The 20,226-nt window shown below is 38.3% G+C and carries 17 protein-coding genes and 5 tRNA genes; 1 reads left to right on the top strand and 21 read right to left on the bottom strand.

Translation table 11 applies throughout. The annotated features are described in order from the left end of the window. Positions 1-50 precede the first annotated feature (50 nt). The 16 genes from CYO89_RS00425 to CYO89_RS00350 all read right to left on the bottom strand — a co-directional run bounded on the left by CYO89_RS00425 (position 51) and on the right by CYO89_RS00350 (position 14,346). A complete protein-coding gene (locus CYO89_RS00425; RefSeq protein WP_103596755.1) occupies positions 51-440 on the bottom strand; it encodes a DoxX family protein in 390 nt (129 codons plus the stop codon). Positions 441-573: 133 nt separating this feature from the next. After that, complete coding sequence (rpoC, locus tag CYO89_RS00420; protein WP_002941087.1) at positions 574-5,088, bottom strand: DNA-directed RNA polymerase subunit beta'; 4,515 nt, start codon at positions 5,086-5,088, stop codon at positions 574-576. Further along, positions 5,075-9,220, bottom strand: a complete 4,146-nt coding sequence (gene rpoB / locus CYO89_RS00415; protein ID WP_103576216.1) for a DNA-directed RNA polymerase subunit beta — start codon at positions 9,218-9,220, stop codon at positions 5,075-5,077. The genes rpoC and rpoB overlap by 14 nt, the downstream gene beginning before the upstream one ends. Positions 9,221-9,337: 117 nt before the next feature. Then, a complete protein-coding gene (gene rplL / locus CYO89_RS00410) occupies positions 9,338-9,715 on the bottom strand; it encodes a 50S ribosomal protein L7/L12 (RefSeq protein ID WP_012001504.1) in 378 nt (125 codons plus the stop codon). Between the two features lie 28 nt (positions 9,716-9,743). Further along, the gene (gene rplJ / locus CYO89_RS00405; protein WP_009294520.1) at positions 9,744-10,229 is read right to left on the bottom strand and encodes a 50S ribosomal protein L10; all 486 of its coding nucleotides are present in this window, start codon (positions 10,227-10,229) and stop codon (positions 9,744-9,746) included. A 103-nt stretch (positions 10,230-10,332) separates the two neighbouring features. Beyond that, positions 10,333-11,034 carry a 50S ribosomal protein L1 gene (gene rplA, locus CYO89_RS00400; protein ID WP_002941167.1) on the bottom strand — a complete coding sequence of 234 codons (702 nt, stop codon included), beginning with the start codon at positions 11,032-11,034 and terminating at the stop codon, positions 10,333-10,335. A gap of 59 nt (positions 11,035-11,093) precedes the next feature. After that, a complete protein-coding gene (gene rplK / locus CYO89_RS00395; RefSeq protein ID WP_002941145.1) occupies positions 11,094-11,519 on the bottom strand; it encodes a 50S ribosomal protein L11 in 426 nt (141 codons plus the stop codon). Positions 11,520-11,529: 10 nt separating this feature from the next. Further along, a complete protein-coding gene (gene nusG / locus CYO89_RS00390) occupies positions 11,530-12,063 on the bottom strand; it encodes a transcription termination/antitermination protein NusG (RefSeq protein WP_180385147.1) in 534 nt (177 codons plus the stop codon). Between the two features lie 11 nt (positions 12,064-12,074). Beyond that, a complete protein-coding gene (gene secE, locus CYO89_RS00385; protein WP_002941070.1) occupies positions 12,075-12,254 on the bottom strand; it encodes a preprotein translocase subunit SecE in 180 nt (59 codons plus the stop codon). A gap of 17 nt (positions 12,255-12,271) precedes the next feature. Continuing rightward, positions 12,272-12,347, bottom strand: a tRNA-Trp gene (locus CYO89_RS00380). 19 nt (positions 12,348-12,366) lie between these two features. Beyond that, positions 12,367-12,525, bottom strand: coding sequence for a 50S ribosomal protein L33 (gene rpmG, locus CYO89_RS00375; RefSeq protein ID WP_002941157.1), 159 nt, complete (start codon positions 12,523-12,525; stop codon positions 12,367-12,369). A 53-nt stretch (positions 12,526-12,578) separates the two neighbouring features. Beyond that, positions 12,579-13,778 carry an elongation factor Tu gene (gene tuf / locus CYO89_RS00370; protein ID WP_002941132.1) on the bottom strand — a complete coding sequence of 400 codons (1,200 nt, stop codon included), beginning with the start codon at positions 13,776-13,778 and terminating at the stop codon, positions 12,579-12,581. A gap of 72 nt (positions 13,779-13,850) precedes the next feature. Beyond that, positions 13,851-13,925, bottom strand: a tRNA-Thr gene (locus tag CYO89_RS00365). Positions 13,926-14,049: 124 nt separating this feature from the next. Next, positions 14,050-14,126, bottom strand: a tRNA-Gly gene (locus tag CYO89_RS00360). A 7-nt stretch (positions 14,127-14,133) separates the two neighbouring features. Continuing rightward, positions 14,134-14,218 (bottom strand) — tRNA-Tyr (locus CYO89_RS00355). A gap of 52 nt (positions 14,219-14,270) precedes the next feature. Next, positions 14,271-14,346: transfer RNA gene (locus CYO89_RS00350), tRNA-Thr, on the bottom strand. Positions 14,347-14,603: 257 nt separating this feature from the next. Here CYO89_RS00350 and CYO89_RS00345 point away from each other — a divergent pair. Next, positions 14,604-14,852 carry a hypothetical protein gene (locus CYO89_RS00345; protein WP_002941090.1) on the top strand — a complete coding sequence of 83 codons (249 nt, stop codon included), beginning with the start codon at positions 14,604-14,606 and terminating at the stop codon, positions 14,850-14,852. On the opposite strand, the gene CYO89_RS00340 is transcribed toward CYO89_RS00345, so the two are convergent. The 5 genes from CYO89_RS00340 to CYO89_RS00320 all read right to left on the bottom strand — a co-directional run bounded on the left by CYO89_RS00340 (position 14,849) and on the right by CYO89_RS00320 (position 20,225). Beyond that, positions 14,849-15,343 (bottom strand): transglutaminase-like cysteine peptidase, encoded by a 495-nt coding sequence (locus tag CYO89_RS00340; protein ID WP_258032479.1) that lies wholly within the window; start codon positions 15,341-15,343, stop codon positions 14,849-14,851. The genes CYO89_RS00345 and CYO89_RS00340 overlap by 4 nt on opposite strands. Positions 15,344-15,467: 124 nt before the next feature. After that, a complete protein-coding gene (locus CYO89_RS00335; RefSeq protein WP_002941084.1) occupies positions 15,468-16,103 on the bottom strand; it encodes a response regulator transcription factor in 636 nt (211 codons plus the stop codon). Between the two features lie 17 nt (positions 16,104-16,120). Next, positions 16,121-16,618 (bottom strand): DUF5416 family protein, encoded by a 498-nt coding sequence (locus CYO89_RS00330; protein WP_103596753.1) that lies wholly within the window; start codon positions 16,616-16,618, stop codon positions 16,121-16,123. After that, on the bottom strand, positions 16,618-18,084 hold the full coding sequence (locus tag CYO89_RS00325) for an HlyD family type I secretion periplasmic adaptor subunit (RefSeq protein ID WP_103596752.1): 1,467 nt from the start codon (positions 18,082-18,084) through the stop codon (positions 16,618-16,620). The genes CYO89_RS00330 and CYO89_RS00325 overlap by 1 nt, the downstream gene beginning before the upstream one ends. A gap of 2 nt (positions 18,085-18,086) precedes the next feature. Then, a complete protein-coding gene (locus CYO89_RS00320) occupies positions 18,087-20,225 on the bottom strand; it encodes a type I secretion system permease/ATPase (protein WP_009294535.1) in 2,139 nt (712 codons plus the stop codon). Between the last annotated feature and the right edge of the window lies 1 nt (position 20,226).

Below are 20,226 nucleotides of genomic sequence, written 5' to 3'. Positions count from 1 at the left end.
TAAATAAAATGTGTGAAAATTTAGCACATCTGATATGTGCTAAATTTAGATCAGTCTTGCTTGATAGCGTATTTGCCACTACCAGTCGAGATGATGCAAAGTGACATAGCGATATAAAGATATATAAGCTCTGCTTTAAAGCCATTTACATTAGTTAGCTCAAGTAAATTTGACAAGCCAAAATACGAATACAAAATGACAAGACTAGAGCCAAAAACTAGGAGCGCGCCAAGCCTTGAGTAAAAACCAACGGCGATCATTATAGGGGCTAAAACCTCGCTAAGATAGGCAAAATACGCTAGAAAACTAGGCAGTCCAGCATCAACTAAAATGCTCTTTACACCGCCAACTCCGTGTAAAATTTTGCCAAAGCCGTGTATAAAAAGGCAAATTCCAAGACCTAAGCGCAGAAATAAAAGTCCAAGATCGACATTTTTCATAATATCTCCGTTACATATTTTTAGTTAGGGATTTTATTTAATATTGATTAACGGCTTGTAAATTTTGAAATTTTGTAAATTTAAGTGGGGAAATTTATGAGAGGTTTAAGCCCCAAATGCGGGGCTTAATATATTAGTTTTCTTTGATCTTTATCTTTTTATCTTTATAAAAACCAGTACCAACTGGGATCATACGTCCAAGGATGACGTTCTCTTTTAGATCTTCAAGATAGTCAAATTTAGCAGCGATTGACGCTTCTGTTAAGACCTTAGTTGTCTCTTGGAATGACGCAGCAGAGATCACACTATCACTTCCGATAGCCGCTCTTGTAACACCAAGAAGGATCGGCTCAGCGATAGCTGGCTCGCCACCCATTTTCATGATACGTTCGTTCTCTTCTTTAAATTTGTTTCTTGAAACCATGTCGCCAACGATGAAATTTGTATTTCCGCTATCGACGATTTTGACTTGGCGAAGCATTTGAGAGACGATGATCTCGATATGCTTATCAGCGATCGCAACACCTTGGCGGCGATAAACTTGCTGAATTTCGCTGATCAAATAGTAGTGAAGTGCCTTCTCACCTAGAATTCTTAAGATATCGTGGCTTGAGATAAGTCCGTCTGTTAGTTTCTCACCAGCATGAACAAATTCGCCGTCTCTTACTTGGATCTGGCGGCTCTTTTCTATCAAATACTCAGCTGTCGTGCCATCTTCTGCTTGGATGATGATACGCTCTTTTGAGCGAAGTGGCTTGTCAAATCTAACAACGCCGTCGATCTCTGCAACGATAGCTGTATTTTTAGGGCGTCTTGCCTCAAATAGCTCACTAACTCTTGGAAGACCACCAGTGATATCTTTTGACTTAGCAACAGCTTTTGGAGTCTTAGCCAAAATGTCAGCTTGAGCCACTTCATCGCCACTTGAAACAAAGATCGCAGTTTTTGGATCAAGCGGATACTTGATCAAATGTCCGCTCTTTGTAGTGATAATGATCGCTGGTTTTACGCCACTTGGCAAATATTCGTTGATAACAAGACGTCTTTGACCAGTTGCCTCATCAGCTTGCTCAGTCGCACTATATCCTGGCTCGACATCTTCAAAGCTAACCACACCAGCTTCTTCTGCGATAGTTGGAGTTGAGTATGGATCCCACTCAGCGATTATTAGCTTGTCATCTTTTTCAGGTAGTGAGACCACTGTCGCTCTTTCTACCGCATCATTATCTGATACTTGGATGATAGAATTTCTTGGGATATAGTGGCGAACTGCCTCACGTCCGTCCTTGTCAGAGACGACAACAAAGAAGCCTTTTTCGGTTACTTTGTGACCTTTTTTAATATCTTTTAGCCTATCAAGGAAGTCACCTTTTAGTATGAAAAATTTAACCACACCATTTGCATCTGCTGTGATCTTTCTAGTTACTGGATCGCCGTCTGAAATTTTAAGCTCACTAGCATATGGGATACGATTTGGAATGTTCCAGCCCTCTTTGATGATCTCGACGATACTCTCGTTCTCTTTTACCTTATCACCATTTGCATAAGGGATATACATCTTGCCTTCGATCTTACCGCTAACGCCAGCTAGTTCGTTTGGCTTAGCAAGGTCGTTTCTTCTGATGGTATATTTGATCTCTTCTTTTTTGCCTTTAATCACGATATTTACGTCTTCGTGGGCATATTCGATCTCGATTTTACCATCGATTGTTGATTTTATCTTTGGCTCAACAAGTAGCACAGCTGCACTTCTTCTGTTTGCAACGATCTTTTTGCCGTTGTTCTCGTATGTGCTAAGGTTGTAATATCTAATAAAGCCCTCTTTTTGAGCGATGACTTGGCGGTCTTGCTGCTCAGTAGAAGCCGTACCACCGATGTGGAATGTTCTTAGCGTTAGCTGAGTACCTGGCTCACCAATTGATTGAGCTGAGATGATACCGACAGCCTCGCCTGGTTTTACGAGTTTGCCCTCACCCAAATTTAAGCCATAACATTTTGCGCAAACGCCTTTTGGCGCCTTGCACGTGATAGGTGTTCTAATGCTTACTGATTTTATGCCAGCTTCTGTTATTGCCTTAGCTTTCTCCTCATCAAGCAATGTGCCTTCGCTAAATAAAATTTCATTTGTTATAGGATCGATCACATCATCTGCTAAAACACGGCCCAAGACTCTCTCTTCAAGGCTCTCTATTAGCTCGCCGCTCTCTGTGATATCTGTGATCTCAACGCCCTCGTGCGTACCGCAGTCGTGCATTGTGACTTTAACGTTTTGAGCAACGTCGATTAGCTTTCTTGTTAAGTAACCAGCGTTGGCAGTTTTTAGCGCGGTATCTGCAAGACCTTTTCTAGCTCCGTGGGTTGAGTTGAAGTACTCCATTATGTTTAGACCTTCACGGAAGTTTGAAATGATCGGTGTTTCGATGATCGAGCCATCCGGTTTTGCCATAAGACCACGCATACCAGCTAGCTGGCGAATTTGCGCTGCACTACCTCTCGCACCTGAGTCAGCCATCATATAAATTGAGTTAAATCCGCCCTTATCACTTTGGATAAGCTTCATCATCTCGCTTGCAACGCTATTGTTTGTATCTGTCCAGATATCGATGATCTTGTTGTATCTCTCACTATCTGTTAAAAGACCAGCGCCATATTGCTTTTGAATTTCACGAACTTTTTTCTTAGCTTCGTCGATATATTTTTGCTTGCTATCTGGTACGATGATGTCTGCGATAGAGATAGAAATTCCCGCTTTTGTAGCATATCTAAAGCCTAAATTTTTAAGCTTATCAAGGAAGTCAGCCGTTACTTCAAGGCCGCCATTTCTATAAACATAATCAACCAAATTTGCAATGTCTTTTTTCTTCATGATCTTGTTCCACATATTTTCAGGGACAAAATCAGGAAGTATTGCTCTTAGGATCAAACGACCAGCTGTTGTAAAGATGATCTTGTTATCAACCATTGTCTTAATTTTAGCGTGGAGACCAAGAGTGTTAGCCTCTTCAGCAATCATTACTTCATCGACGCTTGAGAAAATTTTATTTGCACCTTTTTCGTCGTTTCTCTCTAGGCTTAGGTAATAAATTCCCAAAACCATATCTTGTGAAGGGACTGTGATGGCCTTACCACTTGCAGGAAGCAAGATGTTCATTGAGCTAAGCATCAAAATTTTGCACTCAGCGATAGCTTCCTGCGATAGTGGCACGTGAACAGCCATTTGGTCACCGTCGAAGTCAGCGTTGAACGCCGCACAAACTAGTGGGTGAAGCTGGATCGCCTTGCCTTCAACAAGAACTGGGTGAAACGCCTGGATAGAGAGCTTGTGAAGTGTCGGAGCACGGTTTAACATAACTGGATAGTCTTTAACGACCTCTTCTAAGCACTCCCAAACCTCATTTGTCTTATCTTCTATCATCTTTTTAGCTTGCTTAACGGTTGTCGCATAGCCTTTTTCTTCAAGGCGAGCAAGCAAATGTGGCTTAAATAGCTCTAAAGCCATCTTCTTTGGAAGACCGCACTGATCCATCTTTAGCTTTGGACCAACGACAATAACAGAACGTCCAGAGAAATCAACACGCTTACCTAGCAAATTCTGACGGAAGCGGCCTTGCTTACCTTTGATGATCTCACTTAGTGATTTTAGCGGGCGTTTATTTGCACCTTTTACCGCATTTGCTCTACGGCCATTGTCAAATAGCGCATCAACAGCCTCTTGAAGCATTCTCTTTTCATTTCTGATAATGATCTCAGGTGCGTCAAGCTCAAGCAGGCGTTTTAGACGGCTATTTCTATTTATTACACGGCGATATAGATCATTTACGTCTGAAACAGCAAATTTACCGCCATCAAGATTAACAAGTGGTCTAAGATCAGGCGGAAGAACTGGTAAATTTGTTATCATCATCCACTCTGGGCGGTTGCCTGAATTTAAAAAGCTCTCGATAACCTTTAGACGTTTTACGATAGTCTTTTTCTTGGCCTCAGAATTTGTAGCCTCCATCTCTTCTTGTAGCTGATTTAGAATTTGAGTTAGATCAAGCTCAGCTAGCATATCATAGATGACCTCGCCACCCATTCTAGCACTAAAGCCAGTCTCTTCATATCTTGAAGCTAGGCTTTGATATTGCTCCTCGTTTAAAACATCATATTTTTCAACTTTTTTAGAATTTTCATTGTCATAATAAGCCTCGCCAGCATTATCAACAATGTATGCCTCATAGTAAAGTACGCGTTCAAGGTCTTTCATCTTGATACCAAGAAGCGCACCTATACGGCTTGGCAAGAAATTTACATACCAGATATGAGCCACTGGAGTTACAAGCTCGATGTGACCCATGCGAGAACGACGAACTTTAGATGTTGTTACTTCAACGCCGCACTTTTCGCACTTGATACCTTTGTAGCGCATCTTTTTATATTTACCACAAAGACACTCATAATCACGGATCGGTCCGAAAATTTTGGCACAAAACAGACCGTCACGCTCAGGTTTTAGCGTGCGGTAGTTGATAGTTTCTGGTTTTTTAACCTCGCCATAGCTCCAAGATTTTATCTTTTCAGGACTTGCTAAACGAAGTTGGAAAGCTTCAAAATCACGAGGTCTATGCTCTTCTTTTATCTCAACTGGTTTTAAATTAGTTAGTTTCATTTGTCTCATCCTCATCATATACTTCCACATCAAGAGCTAGTGACTTTAGCTCATTTGTTAGAACAAAGAACGTCTCAGGGATACCAGTCTCAGGAACGTTTTCACCTCTTGTTAAAGCTTTGTAAGCAGAAAGTCTTCCCTCAACATCGTCTGATTTTACAGTTAGCATCTCTCTTAGTGTATGAGCAGCACCATAAGCCTCAAGTGCCCAAACCTCCATCTCACCAAACCTTTGACCACCAAATAGCGCCTTACCGCCGACAGGTTGTTGTGTAACAAGACTGTATGGTCCAGTACTTCTTGCGTGGACTTTTTCATCAACCAAGTGGTGAAGTTTTAGCATATACATACAACCAACATTAACGCGTTCTCTTATTTTTGAACCTGTGCGTCCGTCATATAGCTCAGTTTTACCGTCACTATCTATCTTTGCCATCTCAAATAGTTTTGCAAATTCGTCAGCTTTAACGCCTTCAAAAATCGGAGTTGCAAATCTTACACCATTGCTCCAATCTTTTGCATACTCAAGAAGCTTCTCATCACTCATCTTACCAAGAGCTTTTTTAGCGTCCATTAGCTTAGCAACGCTTGCGATCTCTATCATCTTAGCTCTTAACTCTTTTATCCACTCGCCTTTTTTTGTCTCAAAAATTTCATTGATCTGCTCACCTAAGCGGTAACCAACAAGACCAAGGTGGCTCTCTAAAATTTGACCGATGTTCATACGGCTTGGAACGCCTAGTGGGTTTAGCACTATATCAACGATCTGACCACTTGGAAGATACGGCATATCGACTTCTCTAACTATATTTGAAACGATACCTTTGTTACCGTGACGTCCAGCCATCTTATCGCCAACTTTTAGTTTGCGTTTTGTAGCTATATAAACTTTTACAAGTTTTACAACGCCGCTTGGTAAAATGTCATCTTTTTCTAAAATTTCTATCTTAGCGTCGTGCTCTTCTTTAAGCTTTTTCTTCTCATTTTGAAAGTAATTTTTTAGCTCATCATATTTCTTTTGGATATCTTTTGAAAAGCTCTTTACGATAGCATTTAAGGTAAATCTGTTGATATTCTCAAAGTCAGCTTTGTTGATCTTTGAGCCTTTTTTATACTCTTTTTTATTTACCTCTTGATCGCTCGCTAGTGGGTTTTTAGAAAGAAGTGCTGTAACTTTTAGCATCTCTTCGCGGTCTAGCATAAGCAGTCTATCGTGGTGCTCTTTTTCTAAAAGAGTCTTCTCTTCTTCATAAGCTTTGTTTGTTCTACTATCTTTTTCATAGCCTTTTTTGGTGAAAATTTTAACATCAACAACCACGCCCTCCATCGAAGCTGAAGCATAGAGCGATTTATTTACCACGTGGCCAGCTTTTTCACCAAAGATCGCACGAAGTAGTCTTTCTTCTGGGGTTGGTTTAACCTCGCCTTTTGGAGATACCTTACCAACAAGGATCATACCAGGCTTGATCTCTGTACCGATTTTAACGATACCGCTTTCGTCAAGGTGCATAAGCTCCTCTTCTTTGACGTTTGGTATATCTTTTGTTATCTCTTCAACGCCGTCTTTTAGCTCACGAGCCTCAATCTCTTTTTCATAGATATGAACGCTTGTAAAGGCATCTTCACGTATCATTTTTTCACTAATAACGATCGCGTCCTCGTAGTTGTAGCCATTCCAAGGCATAAATGCAATTAGTGCGTTTTTACCGATAGCTAGCTCGCCTTTTTCCATGCTTGGGCCGTCAGCTATGATTTGATTAGCCTCGATCTCATCGCCTTTTTTAACGATCGGATGTTGTGAAAATGTCGTATTTTGGTTTGTTCTTAAATTTTTCTCTAAAGAGTAGTGATCGATATATGGACCAGCTTCATCTTCACCAAGGATAAAGATGTTTTTATTATCAACCTTTTCAACCACGCCGCCTCGTTTTGCTTTTACGCTCTCCCAAGCATCTCTTGCGATAACACTCTCCATACCTGTTCCAACGATAGGAGCAGTTGAGCGAAGTAGTGGCACTGCTTGACGTTGCATGTTTGATCCCATAAGCGCACGGTTAGCGTCGTCGTGCTCTAGGAAAGGGATAAGTGAAGCTGCAACACCAGCTATCATACCAGAGCAAAGGTCGATCAAAGTAACATCTTCTCTACGAGCAAGCATCATCTCGCCCTCTTTTCTAACCTCGATCAAATCCTCAACAATATGTCCATTTTCATCAAGCTTAGTTGATGCTGGAGCGATAACATTACCCTCTTCTTGTGTCGCTGTTAGATAGACTATCTCATCAGTCACTTTGCCATCGACGACCTTTTTATAAGGCGCCTCAACAAAGCCAAGGTCATTTACTTTTGCATAAGTTGAAAGAGTGTTTATAAGACCGATATTTTGACCTTCTGGTGTTTCAACCGGGCAAATTCTGCCGTAGTGAGTTGGGTGAACGTCACGCACCTCAAATCCAGCACGCTCTTTTACCAAGCCACCCTCGCCAAGTGCAGACAGACGGCGTTTATGAGTAACCTCACTAAGTGGGTTTGTCTGATCCATAAACTGGCTTAGCTGACCGCCAGTGAAAAATTCCATGATTGTTGCTGTAATCATTTTTGGATTAATAAGATCATAAGGCATGATCTCGTCAGTATTGTTGCTTAGGCTTGTAAATTTATCACGGATAGCCTTTTGCATCTTAACAAAACCAAGATGAAGCTCACTAGCAAGTAGCTCGCCGATAGACCTTATACGGCGGTTACCAAGGTGGTCACGGTCATCAATGTGGCCTTGTCCATTTTTTACTTTTATAAGATATTTTGCAGTTTTAATGATATCTTCACTAGTTAGCAATGTAACATACTCTGGCACATCAAGCGAGAGCTTGTGGTTCATCTTCATACGACCAACTTTTGTTAGGTCATATCTTTCAGGATTAAACAATATATCATTTACAAAGCTTTTTGCAGCCTCTTTAACTACCGGCTCGCCAGGTCTCATGACCTTATAAATTCTAATCGCAGCAAGGTCATTTTCATCATCAACACCCTCAGTTTGTTTTAAAACTTTAAGCATATCATTATCAGCGATAAATGAATTTATTATAGCGTCATCAACTCCGGCTGCAGAGTTGTTTATAATGTCGATACTTTCATGCTCAGCTAAAATTTTTGCAAGTTTATTCTCATCAAGAGCAGATAGTGTGTCATATAAAATTTCGCCGCTTTCTGTGTTTATCACAGGGTTTGCCAAATATCTACCTATAAGTGCTTCGATCGGATACTCGACAAATTTAACGCCATCTTCGATTAATTTATCAGCTTTTTTCTTTGTTAGACGCTTGCCAGCTTGGTGAAGAACTTCTCCGTCTTCATTTTTTATATCATACTCAACTCTTCCTAGGTAATCCTCTGGATTGAAAAGAGTTAAAAATTTATTATTTTTAATGACTAAATTTTGTATCGGATAGAATAGCTTAATAATGTCTTGTTTTTTATATCCTAATGCCCTAAACAAGATAGTTACAGGCACTTTTCTGCGCTTATTTATCCTAACATATAAAATATCTTTTGTATCATATTCAAAGTGCAACCAAGATCCGCGATCTGGGATTATTTGAGCTGTATAGATAAGTTTATTTGCAACAGTCGCACTCTCTTCTTGTTTAAAGATAACGCCAGGGCTTCTATGGAGTTGATTTACAACAACACGCTCAACACCATTTATAATAAATGAAATTCTATCTGTCATCAACGGAATTTCACGTATAAAAATTTCTTGTTCTTTTATATCTTTAACGCCAACTTTATCGCCAGTCTTATCGTCTTTTTCATGGACGATAAGGCGTATTTTCATTTTTAAATTTACAGAGTATGTAAGACCTCTTTCTATGCACTCTCTGATTGTATATTTTGGTTTTCCAATCTCTGAGCTAACATATTCTAAAGTCAAACGATTTTGCGGATCATGTATAGGGAAAATCGACTTAAAAACTTTTTCGATACCGCTTTCTGTCTGATTGTTATTTAGATTTAAAAAATTATCAAAGCTCTTTTTTTGTAGTTGTAGTAGGTTCGGAACGTCTATCTCTTTAACGACATTAGAGAAGTCAACTCTAAGACGATTTCCTGAGTATAAGCTATTTAACATTGCATCTACCTCGTGGTAATTTTGAAAGAAAAGTATAGCCTTTTACAAGGCATCTAAAATTTAAAAAAGAGAGAGCCTCTGCCCTCTCTTGAAATATTAAGCCTAAATAATAAAAAATTATTTAAGTTCAACCTTAGCACCAGCCTCTTCAAGCTCTTTTTTAGCTGCTTCAGCTTCGTCTTTGCTAACGCCTTCTTTAAGAACAGATGGAGTTCCTTCAACAGCGTCTTTAGCCTCTTTAAGACCAAGACCTGTAAGTGCTCTAACAACCTTAATAACGTTGATTTTCTTATCACCAGAATCAACAAGAACGATGTTAAATTCTGTTTTTTCTTCAGCAGCAGCTGCACCACCAGCAGCAACTGCACCACCAGCTACCATTACAGGAGCTGCGCTAACACCAAATTTCTCTTCAAACTCTTTTACAAGTTCGCTAAGTTCAAGTACAGAAAGATTAGATATGAACTCTAATACGTCTTCTTTTGTAATTGCCATTTTTAATCCTTATTATTTTTTAATTTAATTAAGCTGATTGTTCTTTTTTCTCTTTAAGCGCATTCAAACCAATTGTAAAATTTTGAATTGGCGCATTCCAAACTTGCAAAAGCATCGCAATAAGCTCATCACGGCTAGGCATTTTAGATAGAGCTTTAACTTTATCAACGCTTGCAACTTCGCCATCAATATAAGCTGTTTTAATTTTGAAAAGATCAGAATTTGACTCTTCAAATTTTGCGGCTACTTTAGTTACTGCTAATTGATCTTCGCTCCAAAGATAGATATTCGTATCTTTGAGTTCCATTCCTACTTTATCAGAATTTTTAAGAGCAATATTTGCAAGAGTATTTTTAATAACTTGAACTTTTACATTTTGTTCTTTTGCAGAATTTCTTAAAACTTCAAGTTTTTTAACTGAAAGACCACGATAGTCACAAACTACAATAGCTTCAGCAGTTTTAAATTCACTCTCTAATTTTGCAACAACTTCAGTTTTTTCGTTACGTGTCACTTTTTCTCCTTTCCGACCGGTAATTTCAAGCAGAGCGGGTCGAATCAATTAAGCCCAATGGCCTCGGCTATCTCCAATCTAAGATATAAATTTCTCTAAATTATTATTTTAAATCCATAACTTCTTGAGTATCAAGAGTTACAGAAGGGCTCATTGTTAAAGACAATGAAGCATTTTTTACATATCTACCTTTTGCAGTCGCAGGTTTATGTTTATTAATAGCTTTAATAAATGTTGAAATATTTTCATTTAATTGCTCTTTAGTAAAATTGACCTTGCCAAGACCTGCATGTATATTTCCTTGCTTATCAACACGGAAATTTACCTGACCACTTTTTGCATTATTAACAGCTTGTGCAACATCCATTGTAACTGTTCCAGTTTTTGGATTTGGCATTAAACCTTTAGGTCCTAAAATTCTACCAACTTTACCTACAAGACCCATTAAATTTGGAGTAGCTATAAGAACATCAAAGTTCATTATACCTTTTTGAATATCCTCAACCAGATCATCAGCACCAACTATATCAGCACCAGCAGCTTTTGCCTCATCAGCTTTAGCATCTTTTGCTATAACAGCAACTCTTACAACTTTACCTGTGCCAGCTGGTAAAACAACTGAACCACGAACCATTTGATCAGCATGTCTTGGATCAACGTTTAATTTTAACGCAATCTCAACTGTCTCATTAAATTTAGCAGAAGCTAGAGTTTTAACTGTATCGATAGCCTCGCTAAGGTTATAAATTTTATCTTGCTCCACTTTTTTGAGCAATTCTTGAAATCTCTTACTAGTTTTTCCCATAAATTTCTCCGCATATAAATTGCTTCCGTCTTTTGAAAATCAACCTGACGGTAAAGGTTTTAGTCTACTACTTCGACACCCATTGAACGAGCTGAACCAGCGATAATCTTAGCTGCTTGCTCTTTATCATTTGTATTTAAATCAACAAGTTTTTTCTCAACAATTTCTAAAACTTGAGCTTTTGTTAATTTACCTACCTTATTTTTTAAAGGATTATCTGTTCCCTTTGTTATACCCGCAGCCTTTTTAATAAGGTCTGTAGCAGGTGGTTGCTTTGTGATAAATGTAAAACTTTTATCAGCATAAACTGTTATAACAACTGGGATATTAAATCCAACCATATCTTTTGTTTTTTCATTAAAGGCTTTACAAAATTCCATAATATTAACGCCTTTTTGTCCTAATGCTGGACCAACTGGCGGGCTAGGATTTGCTTTTGTTGCGGCAATTTGTAATTTTATTTCACCTATAACTTTTTTAGCCATTTCTTGCTCCTTAAATTATCTTCTCAACTTGTGAATACAAAATATCAACAGGGGTACTTCTACCAAAAATAGAAACATTGAGTCTAAGCTTACCATGTATCATATCGTATTCTTCAACGATACCTGTAAAGTTAGCAAAAGGACCTTCTGTTATGCGAACGCTTTCACCATCCTCAAAAAATATTTTAGGTTTTGGTGCCGCTCTTTTTTGAACTTTTTCCAAGATAGTATTTATATCTTTTTCAGTCAATGGTGTAGGCTTTTTAGCCTCACCGATAAAACGTCCAACCTTTGGTAAAGACTGAATCTTATGCCAAAGAGCTGTATCAAGATCTAAACATGCAAAAGCATATCCAGGATAAAGAGTTCTTTCATTAATTTTTTGCTTACCGTTTTTTATCTCTATTACGTCTTCTGTAGGAACGATAACTTCTTTTAGTTGATCTTCGATACCGTGATCTCTAACTAAATTTTCAATTCCTCTTTTTACTGCCATTTCGCTACCAGCGTAAGTTTGTATAGCATACCATTTATGTGACATTATTTTTCCTTATCCTATATAACTTTAGAAAGAACAAAGGACATAATAACATCAACAAGAGCTAAAAAAAGTGAAACAACAGCGACCACGATAAAAACTGCAATAAAAGCATTTCTAATTTGTTCTTTAGTAGGAAAGATAACTTTCATTATTTCCAATTTAGATAGCTTTATATAATTTATAAATTTTTCCATAATCTTAACCTTAATTGTGGCAGGGCAAGAGGGATTCGAACCCCCAACCATTGGATTTGGAATCCAGCGCTCTACCGTTGGAGCTATTGCCCTAATAGCTACTTATTCTTAATTAGCTTTTTAACTTAACTTCTTTATGAACAGTATGTTTTTTTAATCTTGGGCAATATTTTTTGAGCTCAACCTTATCTGTAGTGGTTTTGCTGTTTTTTGTAGTAGTGTAATTGATATCACCACACTCAGAGCATTTTAAACCGATTTTAATTCTCATATATATTCCTTATAGAAAGCCAAAGGGTTTCCCCTTTGGCATAATTTTATAAATTAACCAAGTATTTTTGAAACAACACCTGAACCAACAGTTCTACCACCTTCGCGGATAGCAAAACGAGTACCTTCTTCAAGTGCAACTGGAGCGATAAGCTCAACAGAAATTCTTACGTTATCACCTGGCATAACCATCTCTGTTCCCTCTGGTAATGTAATAGAACCAGTAACGTCAGTTGTTCTTACGTAGAATTGTGGTCTATAGTTGTTAAAGAAAGGAGTGTGGCGACCGCCCTCTTCTTTAGTTAGAATATAAACCTCACCCTCAAATTTTGTGTGAGGAGTAATTGATTTAGGTTTGCAAAGAACCATACCACGTTCAACGTCTTCTTTTTTAGTACCACGAAGAAGAACACCAACGTTATCGCCAGCTTCACCTTGATCCATCTCTTTTCTAAACATCTCAACACCAGTAACTGTTGTTGTTTGTGTAGGTTTGATACCAACGATTTCTATTGTGTCACCAACTTTAACAACACCTTTCTCAATTCTACCTGTTACAACTGTACCACGACCTGAAATTGAGAAAACGTCTTCGATTGGCATAAGAAGATCTTTGTCTGTAGCACGAACTGGAGTTGGGATATAGCTATCAACCGCATCCATTAGTTCCATAATTTTTGCTGACCATTCGCCATCTTGTCCAGCTTTTGCCTCTTCAAGAGCTTTAAGTGCTGAACCAGAAACTATTGGAGTATCATCACCTGGGAAGTTGTACTCGTTAAGTAGTTCGCGAATTTCCATCTCGACTAGTTCAAGTAACTCAGCGTCATCAACCATATCTGCTTTGTTCATGAAAACAACGATATAAGGAACACCAACTTGGCGAGATAGCAAGATGTGCTCTCTTGTTTGTGGCATTGGGCCGTCTGCTGCAGAAACAACTAGAATAGCGCCGTCCATTTGAGCAGCACCTGTAATCATGTTTTTTACATAGTCGGCGTGGCCCGGGCAGTCAACGTGAGCATAGTGACGTTTTTCTGTCTCATACTCAATGTGTGAAGTAGCAATTGTAATACCACGCTCTTTCTCTTCTGGAGCATTATCAATATTATCATAATCTTTTAGCTCAGCAAGACCTTTGCGTGAAAGAACAGCAGATATTGCAGCTGTTAAAGTAGTTTTACCATGGTCAACGTGACCGATAGTGCCTATGTTTACGTGTGGCTTGTTGCGTGAAAATTTTTCTTTAGCCATCTTTTCCTCCGTTATGATATGTGTCTTTATCTAATTCAAATTCGTATAGTAATTTAAAATCATATAAACCAGTGGAGCTCATAGCGGGACTTGAACCCGCGACCTCTTCCTTACCAAGGAAGTGCTCTACCTCTGAGCCATATGAGCGAAAAACGCTTGGCTGAGATGATTTTAATCAACATACAAACAACTAAAAATTCATGAAAATAAAGATGGAATAACTGTGTTTAGTAAAATCTAGATACAGCTCCCAGTTTACTTTCCCAAATTTTGGAGCGGGAAACGGGGCTCGAACCCGCGACCCTCAGCTTGGAAGGCTGATGCTCTAGCCAACTGAGCTACTCCCGCATAACAATGGTGGTGAGACGTGGATTCGAACCACGGAAGACATAGTCAGCAGATTTACAGTCTGCCCTCGTTGGCCGCTTGAGTATCTCACCTTAAACATTAATAAGTTATTTTGGTATTTTCTGGTCAAACACTGTTACAAAATGGAGCTGGTGAACGGACTTGAACCGCCGACCCACTGCTTACAAGGCAGTAGCTCTACCAACTGAGCTACACCAGCACCTGTTTTGTGAAGTGGCAATTATAGCCCAAAATAAAATAAAAGTCAAGGAGATTTTGAAAAATATTTTATATAATTTTTTGCAATCAAAAATCTATAGAATTTATAAAAAATTTCAAAAATAGCCCACTAATCTGAGCCACTTTTACCAAAAATCAAAGATAAATTTTACATATACAAAATTTCATATTTTCATAGTTTTATTTTTTTTAAAAGCTAAAATTTCTATAATTACGAAAAATTACAAAGGATTTAATATGCAATTTTTACCTTGGGCGGTAATTTTACTGCTAATTTACGTGATCTACTTCTTAATGATCCGCTATGAAAAAAAGATAGCGACACTAAGCAAAATGATCGAGCAAAATAGTGATGGTATCAAAGAAAATAGAGACCTTATAGGTCAAAACAGATCATTAATCGAGAAAAATAAACACAACATTGAAAAAAATACTAAAGATATTACAACAAATGTTGAAAAAATAGACATTGACTTGGAAGATTAATTCTTCCAAAATTTCTCTTCTTTTTCCTTTTTTATCAAATTTTCGTAAGTTTGCATTCTTATATTCACTGGCTCTAAATTTATGCCATCTTTTTTTATCTTAAAATATTTCCCATCCATCAAGCAATACTCTGGCACCAAGTCATAGCGCTTCGAAAGCGGCAAAACTCTAAAGCTTAGATTATCCAGTATCAAAGGCTCTTTGTTTAAATTTTCCCAAACAGCTAGCACCATATGATATTTTTTTGTATTTTTTTCCTGAACAACTAGAAGGCATTTTTGATTATTCACGCCAAGATCTTTTAGGCTATCACGCTTTGATATCGCGTACTCCTCGCAGTCTCCGCCACCTCGCCTTAAAAACTCACCCCTAGTGCTCCATACATCGACATTTGTATTGTAAAAATCATCATATCTTGGCATCAAAGAATTTAGATATGAATTTATGAGCTCTAGCTTTCTGATAAAGCTTTCGTGTTCTATTTTTTTCATAAAATTTGCATAGTGATTTAGTATATTTTTGCAAATTTGATTTTTACATTGAGATATATTTTTTGGAGAAATTTCAAAATTATTTGCAAAAAGAGAAGAGACAAAAAAGAAAAGAAGCAAAATTTTACGCATGCAGCTGCTTCATCAAAAGCACAAGACCTATTCTATCTTTCACATTTAGCTTGCTGTAAATTGACGTAGTGTGCGCCTTTACCGTCCTTAAAGTAATGCCTGTTTGCTCTGAAATTTCATTGTTTGTTAGACCTTGGTAGATTAAGTTTGCGATCTCTTTTTCGCGTGAGCTAAGCTCGCTTAGATCAGACTTTTTCTCCAAAGTCTCACTTTCATTATTTATATATGAGCCAGTTAGTTCTCCGATCATCGCTTGGATAAATTCTGGATAAAGCCAAACTTTGCCATTTAAAATCGTCTCAAAGGCATCTTCAAAGTGCGTTTTTCTCATGTGTGAGTTTGCATATCCTTTGACACCAAGAGCTAGCAGATGTTTGCCTTCACTAAATTTTGGTTCGTTTGCAAGGATTAGACATTTTATATTTGGAAAACTTTCATGAATGGTTTTAATATTTTCATCAAGACTATCTTTAAAGGCATTTGTATCGATACCGACGATATCGACCTCGTCGTTTAAATTTGCAAAAAAATCCTTTTTATTGTGAGTAAATTTCACACTATCATCTGAAAAATACCCTCGCCAAAGATTATTAAGCGAACCATTTTGAGTAAAAAAAACCACATTCATAACCATATTTCCTTATATCACATATAGGTTTGCTCGTAAATTTTTGACTCATTTACGAAAACGATCAAGTAGCGCTCCTTGCCACTATTTGCCTCAAATTTATAACTAAAAGTGGATAAGAATTTCTCAACCGCTTCTTTGTCTTCTTTTAAAAAGATACTCATCTCAAAACAACCATTTGATATAGCGTATCTATATGGCACGCTAAGAGATAGTAAATTTAGATCAAAGTCCAAGCTGTCACTGTTTTCATCGTAGCCACCAATTGATATCTTGATGCTACTTACTAGCTCATCTTCTATCTTTAGTCCAGCCAAGCTGATGTGCTCTTCTTTTTTTAAATTTATCATCTCATCAAAGCTTTTTTCGCAGTCTTTAAAGAGAAATTTAACGACCTCTTTTCCGATTAGATCGCATATTTTGCCATCATTTAAAATGACAAATTCCTCAGCCAGCTTTGCTCTTGAAATTTGATATTCGTTAAAATTTCGCTCAAAGCTAGCTGACTTTTGCATTATCGCTCCGTTAAAGCGTTTTGTTTTGCTTTTAAGATAGGTTTTAACAGATAGTCAAGTATCGTCTTTTTACCAGTGATGATATCAGCTGAAACTATCATACCGACCTTTATCCTAAGTGGCTTCTCTTCGCTACCAAGATAGTTTTTCTCAGTTTCTATCCTGACTAGATAGTAGCTCTCGCCTGTTTTTTCATTTGTCTCGGTATCGGCACTGATCTGCGTTACTTTGCCTTTTAAGCCACCATAAATACTAAAATCATACGCCGTAAATTTAACCATCGTATCAAGTCCAGGTCTTAAGAACGCAACGTCAGCTGGCTTAACCTTTACCTCAGCGATGAGTTTATCTTCTAGTGGGACGATCTCAGCTATGTTTTCACCAGGCTTGATAACGCCTGAGACTGTATGCACCATCATCTTACTAACGATACCATTTACCGGAGATCTTACATAAGTTCTTTCAACCCTGTCGCTTAGGCTGATTTGCGACTCGTTTATCCTTGCGATCTCAGCAGAGACTTCGTTTAGCTCTTTTTTTGCATTGTTTTTAAATGCCAGCTTTGCCTCTTCTATCTTATTTTTTGCCTCTTTTATGGTTGATTCGACCCTTGGTACAGCAAGCACAGATGCGTCAAGCTCGCCCTTTAGATCATTTACACGTCTTTGAAGCTGGATATACTCGACCTCACTAACAAGACCCTTTTTAAAGATAGGCTCCATGATCGCTTTTTCTTTTAAAACAAGGTTGTAGCTATTTTGAGTTTGAGAAATTTTATTTCTAAGCTCATTTAGCTCGCTTTGGCGCTGATGGATCTGCTCTGTTAGAATTCCTATTTGCTCATTTAAGTGATCGATGTTTGAGTTATGCAAGCTTATCTCGTATTTTATAGCCTTGCTATTGTTCGCATCTCTTGTTTCGTTATAGTCAAATTCTTTATCATTTGCTTCAGCATCAAGCCTCATAAATTTAGCCTGAAGCTCATCAAGTCTTAGCTTTGACTCGCCGTAGCTACTTGTAAAGTTTTTATTATCAAGTCTGATTAAAATTTGATCTTTTTTAACCTCATCGCCCTCTTTTACAAAAATTTGATCCACGATACCACCTTCAAGGTTTTGTATCGCTTGGTTTTTGCCTGATGGGATGATCTTGCCGCTACCTCTTGTTATCTCATCTATCTGCGCCCACGAAGCCCAGATAAGAAGCCAAAATACAGTTATGCTAACTGCGTAAAGTATCTTTTTAGAGGTTGATGGAGCTTTTGCCAAAACTGCTTCTGAGAGGCTTGACATAAATTTCAAGTCATAAGCATCGTAGTTTTTTGCTTGGATGTTTGACTTGATGCCATCTACGCTATTTAAAATTTGATCTCCAGCGCTCTCTTGGTCTTTTATGTCGCTTTTTTGGACTGGCTTTTCGTCTGGTTTTAAATTTTCATTTTGTTGATTTTTTATATCTTCTTGCATAATCACTTCCCACTAAGTCTAGCTAAAACTTCGTCTCTTGGACCATCTAGTAAAATTTTGCCGTTATCCATCACTATGAGCCTATCAACAAGATCGAGCATCGATGTTCTGTGAGTTACTAAAATCATAGTTTTATTTACGGTATTTACCTTTAAATTTGCTTTTAGCTTGCTCTCAACTGTGTTGTCTAGTGAATTTGTAGGCTCGTCAAGCAAGATGATAGGACTATCAAGCAAAAATGCCCTAGCCACAGCTATACTTTGACGCTGACCGCCACTGATGCCATCGCCTCTTTCAAATACTGGCATATCAAATCCAAGTGGGTGAGCATTGACATATTCATCTACGCCACTTACCTTAGCCGCCTTAATGATCTGCATATCATCGACATAAGGAGCTTTTTGAACGATATTTTCCCTAACCGTTCCTTTAAATAGCACAACATCTTGTGGCACGTAGCCGATATTTCTTCTAAGGTCAGCTGGGTCTATCTGGTTGATATCTATACCATCAATTAGTACCGAGCCTTCGGTCGGTGCGTAAAGGCCTAGGATTATCTTTTGTAAGGTTGTCTTACCAGAGCCATTTCTACCTATGATGCCTACTTTTTCGCCCGGCTGAATGACAAAATTTATCCTATCAAGTGAGCCTTTTGTAGTATCTGGATATGTAAAGCTAACGTTTTTAAACTCTATCTTGCCCTCAAAAGAATTTCTTCTAACAAATTTCTTGCCCTCAGGTCTTTCAACTGGCATCTGCATGATCTTGCTAAGGCTTTGATAAGCTGTCTTTGTCTGCTCAAAATTTGCAGCTAGTGAGGCTACTTGACCCATAGGAGCGATCGCACGAGAGCTAAGCATAACAGCAGCGATCAAACCACCCATTGTAAGGTGCGTATCTTGTATCATATAAACGCCAAGAACGATGATAGCGATAGTGTTTAACTGCACCAAAAATGAAGTCACGGTTGTGATTGAAGTAGTGATTATTTTTGATTTGATGCTTCTGTTTGCTATCTCGCCAGTCGCCTCTTCCCAGTTCCACTGCACGTGTCCGCTAGCACCAAGAGTTTTAATGGTCTCCAAGCTACTAAGGCTCTCTATCAAAATTCCATTTTTCATAGCCGAAGCCTCAAATGTGCTTTTAATCGCGTTTTGAAGCGGGTCTTTTATAAAAAATGTATAGCACAAAATAGCTATCATGATGACGATAGGCACAAGCACAAGATAGCTTCCGATAAAATAAGTAACTATCAAGAATATTAACGCAAACGGCAGATCCACAATGGCAGCAAGCGACGCAGATGAGAAGAAATTTCTAACTGTGTCAAATTCTTTCAAGTTACTAGCAAATGAACCAACTGACTTTGGCTTATTGCTAAATTTCATATCCATTACGCGCTCAAACAAGATCGAGCTCATAATGATATCGCTCTTCTTGCCTGCGATCTCAAGAAAATACGAACGAACAAATTTTAAAAATAGATCGATGCCATAAACGACGCTCACGCCAAGTGCTAGAACCCAAAGTGTCTCAACTGCGTTATTTGGTACAACGCGGTCATAGACGTTCATCGTAAAGAGCGGGCTTGCAAGGACAAATAAGTTTATGATAAAGCTTGCAACAACCACATCTAAATAAATTTTCTTAGAGCGCTTTAAAGTGCCCCAAAACCAGTGATCATTGCCAGCGTCGATAAGCTTTGTCGAGCTTGTATCTTCTGGGACAAATTCACGTTTTAGGTAGTAAGCATAGCCTAGATACTCATCTTTTAGCTTGCTTGTTTCTATCGTGCTAGTGCCAGTTGAAAGATCAGGCGTGATGATATTTGCCATCTTTTTGTCTTCGCTGAAAGATTGCAAGATGCACGCTTTTTTACCTCTAAGCATCAAGATACAAGGCAAAACTAAAGGCGAAATTTGATCAAGGTCTTTTCTGACAAGCGTTGATGCAAAGCCAGCACGTGAAGCTGCACGAGAAAATAAAGACTTCGAGCTCTTTAGTGAAAAAAGCTCGATCTCTTCGCCATCTTTTACAGGCAGACCGATAGTCAAAGCATCGGCACTATATGGGTTATTATGAAGTTTGGTAAAGATCACCAAACATTGAAGCAGTTCGTCTTTTATTTTATCGCTATGCATC

Source organism: Campylobacter concisus, from assembly GCF_002913765.1.
Lineage (GTDB): Bacteria > Campylobacterota > Campylobacteria > Campylobacterales > Campylobacteraceae > Campylobacter_A > Campylobacter_A concisus_BB.
This window is presented reverse-complemented; position numbering and strand designations above follow the sequence as displayed.

Coding starts and splice junctions, on each gene's coding strand:
- CYO89_RS00425 (WP_103596755.1), bottom strand. CDS start 440: ATGAAAAATGTCGATCTTGGACTTTTATTTCTGCGCTTAGGTCTTGGA.
- rpoC (WP_002941087.1), bottom strand. CDS start 5,088: ATGAAACTAACTAATTTAAAACCAGTTGAGATAAAAGAAGAGCATAGA.
- rpoB (WP_103576216.1), bottom strand. CDS start 9,220: ATGTTAAATAGCTTATACTCAGGAAATCGTCTTAGAGTTGACTTCTCT.
- rplL (WP_012001504.1), bottom strand. CDS start 9,715: ATGGCAATTACAAAAGAAGACGTATTAGAGTTCATATCTAATCTTTCT.
- rplA (WP_002941167.1), bottom strand. CDS start 11,034: ATGGGAAAAACTAGTAAGAGATTTCAAGAATTGCTCAAAAAAGTGGAG.
- rplK (WP_002941145.1), bottom strand. CDS start 11,519: ATGGCTAAAAAAGTTATAGGTGAAATAAAATTACAAATTGCCGCAACA.
- secE (WP_002941070.1), bottom strand. CDS start 12,254: ATGGAAAAATTTATAAATTATATAAAGCTATCTAAATTGGAAATAATG.
- rpmG (WP_002941157.1), bottom strand. CDS start 12,525: ATGAGAATTAAAATCGGTTTAAAATGCTCTGAGTGTGGTGATATCAAT.
- tuf (WP_002941132.1), bottom strand. CDS start 13,778: ATGGCTAAAGAAAAATTTTCACGCAACAAGCCACACGTAAACATAGGC.
- CYO89_RS00345 (WP_002941090.1), top strand. CDS start 14,604: ATGCAATTTTTACCTTGGGCGGTAATTTTACTGCTAATTTACGTGATC.
- CYO89_RS00340 (WP_258032479.1), bottom strand. CDS start 15,343: ATGAAAAAAATAGAACACGAAAGCTTTATCAGAAAGCTAGAGCTCATA.
- CYO89_RS00335 (WP_002941084.1), bottom strand. CDS start 16,103: ATGAATGTGGTTTTTTTTACTCAAAATGGTTCGCTTAATAATCTTTGG.
- CYO89_RS00330 (WP_103596753.1), bottom strand. CDS start 16,618: ATGCAAAAGTCAGCTAGCTTTGAGCGAAATTTTAACGAATATCAAATT.
- CYO89_RS00325 (WP_103596752.1), bottom strand. CDS start 18,084: ATGCAAGAAGATATAAAAAATCAACAAAATGAAAATTTAAAACCAGAC.
- CYO89_RS00320 (WP_009294535.1), bottom strand. CDS start 20,225: ATGCATAGCGATAAAATAAAAGACGAACTGCTTCAATGTTTGGTGATC.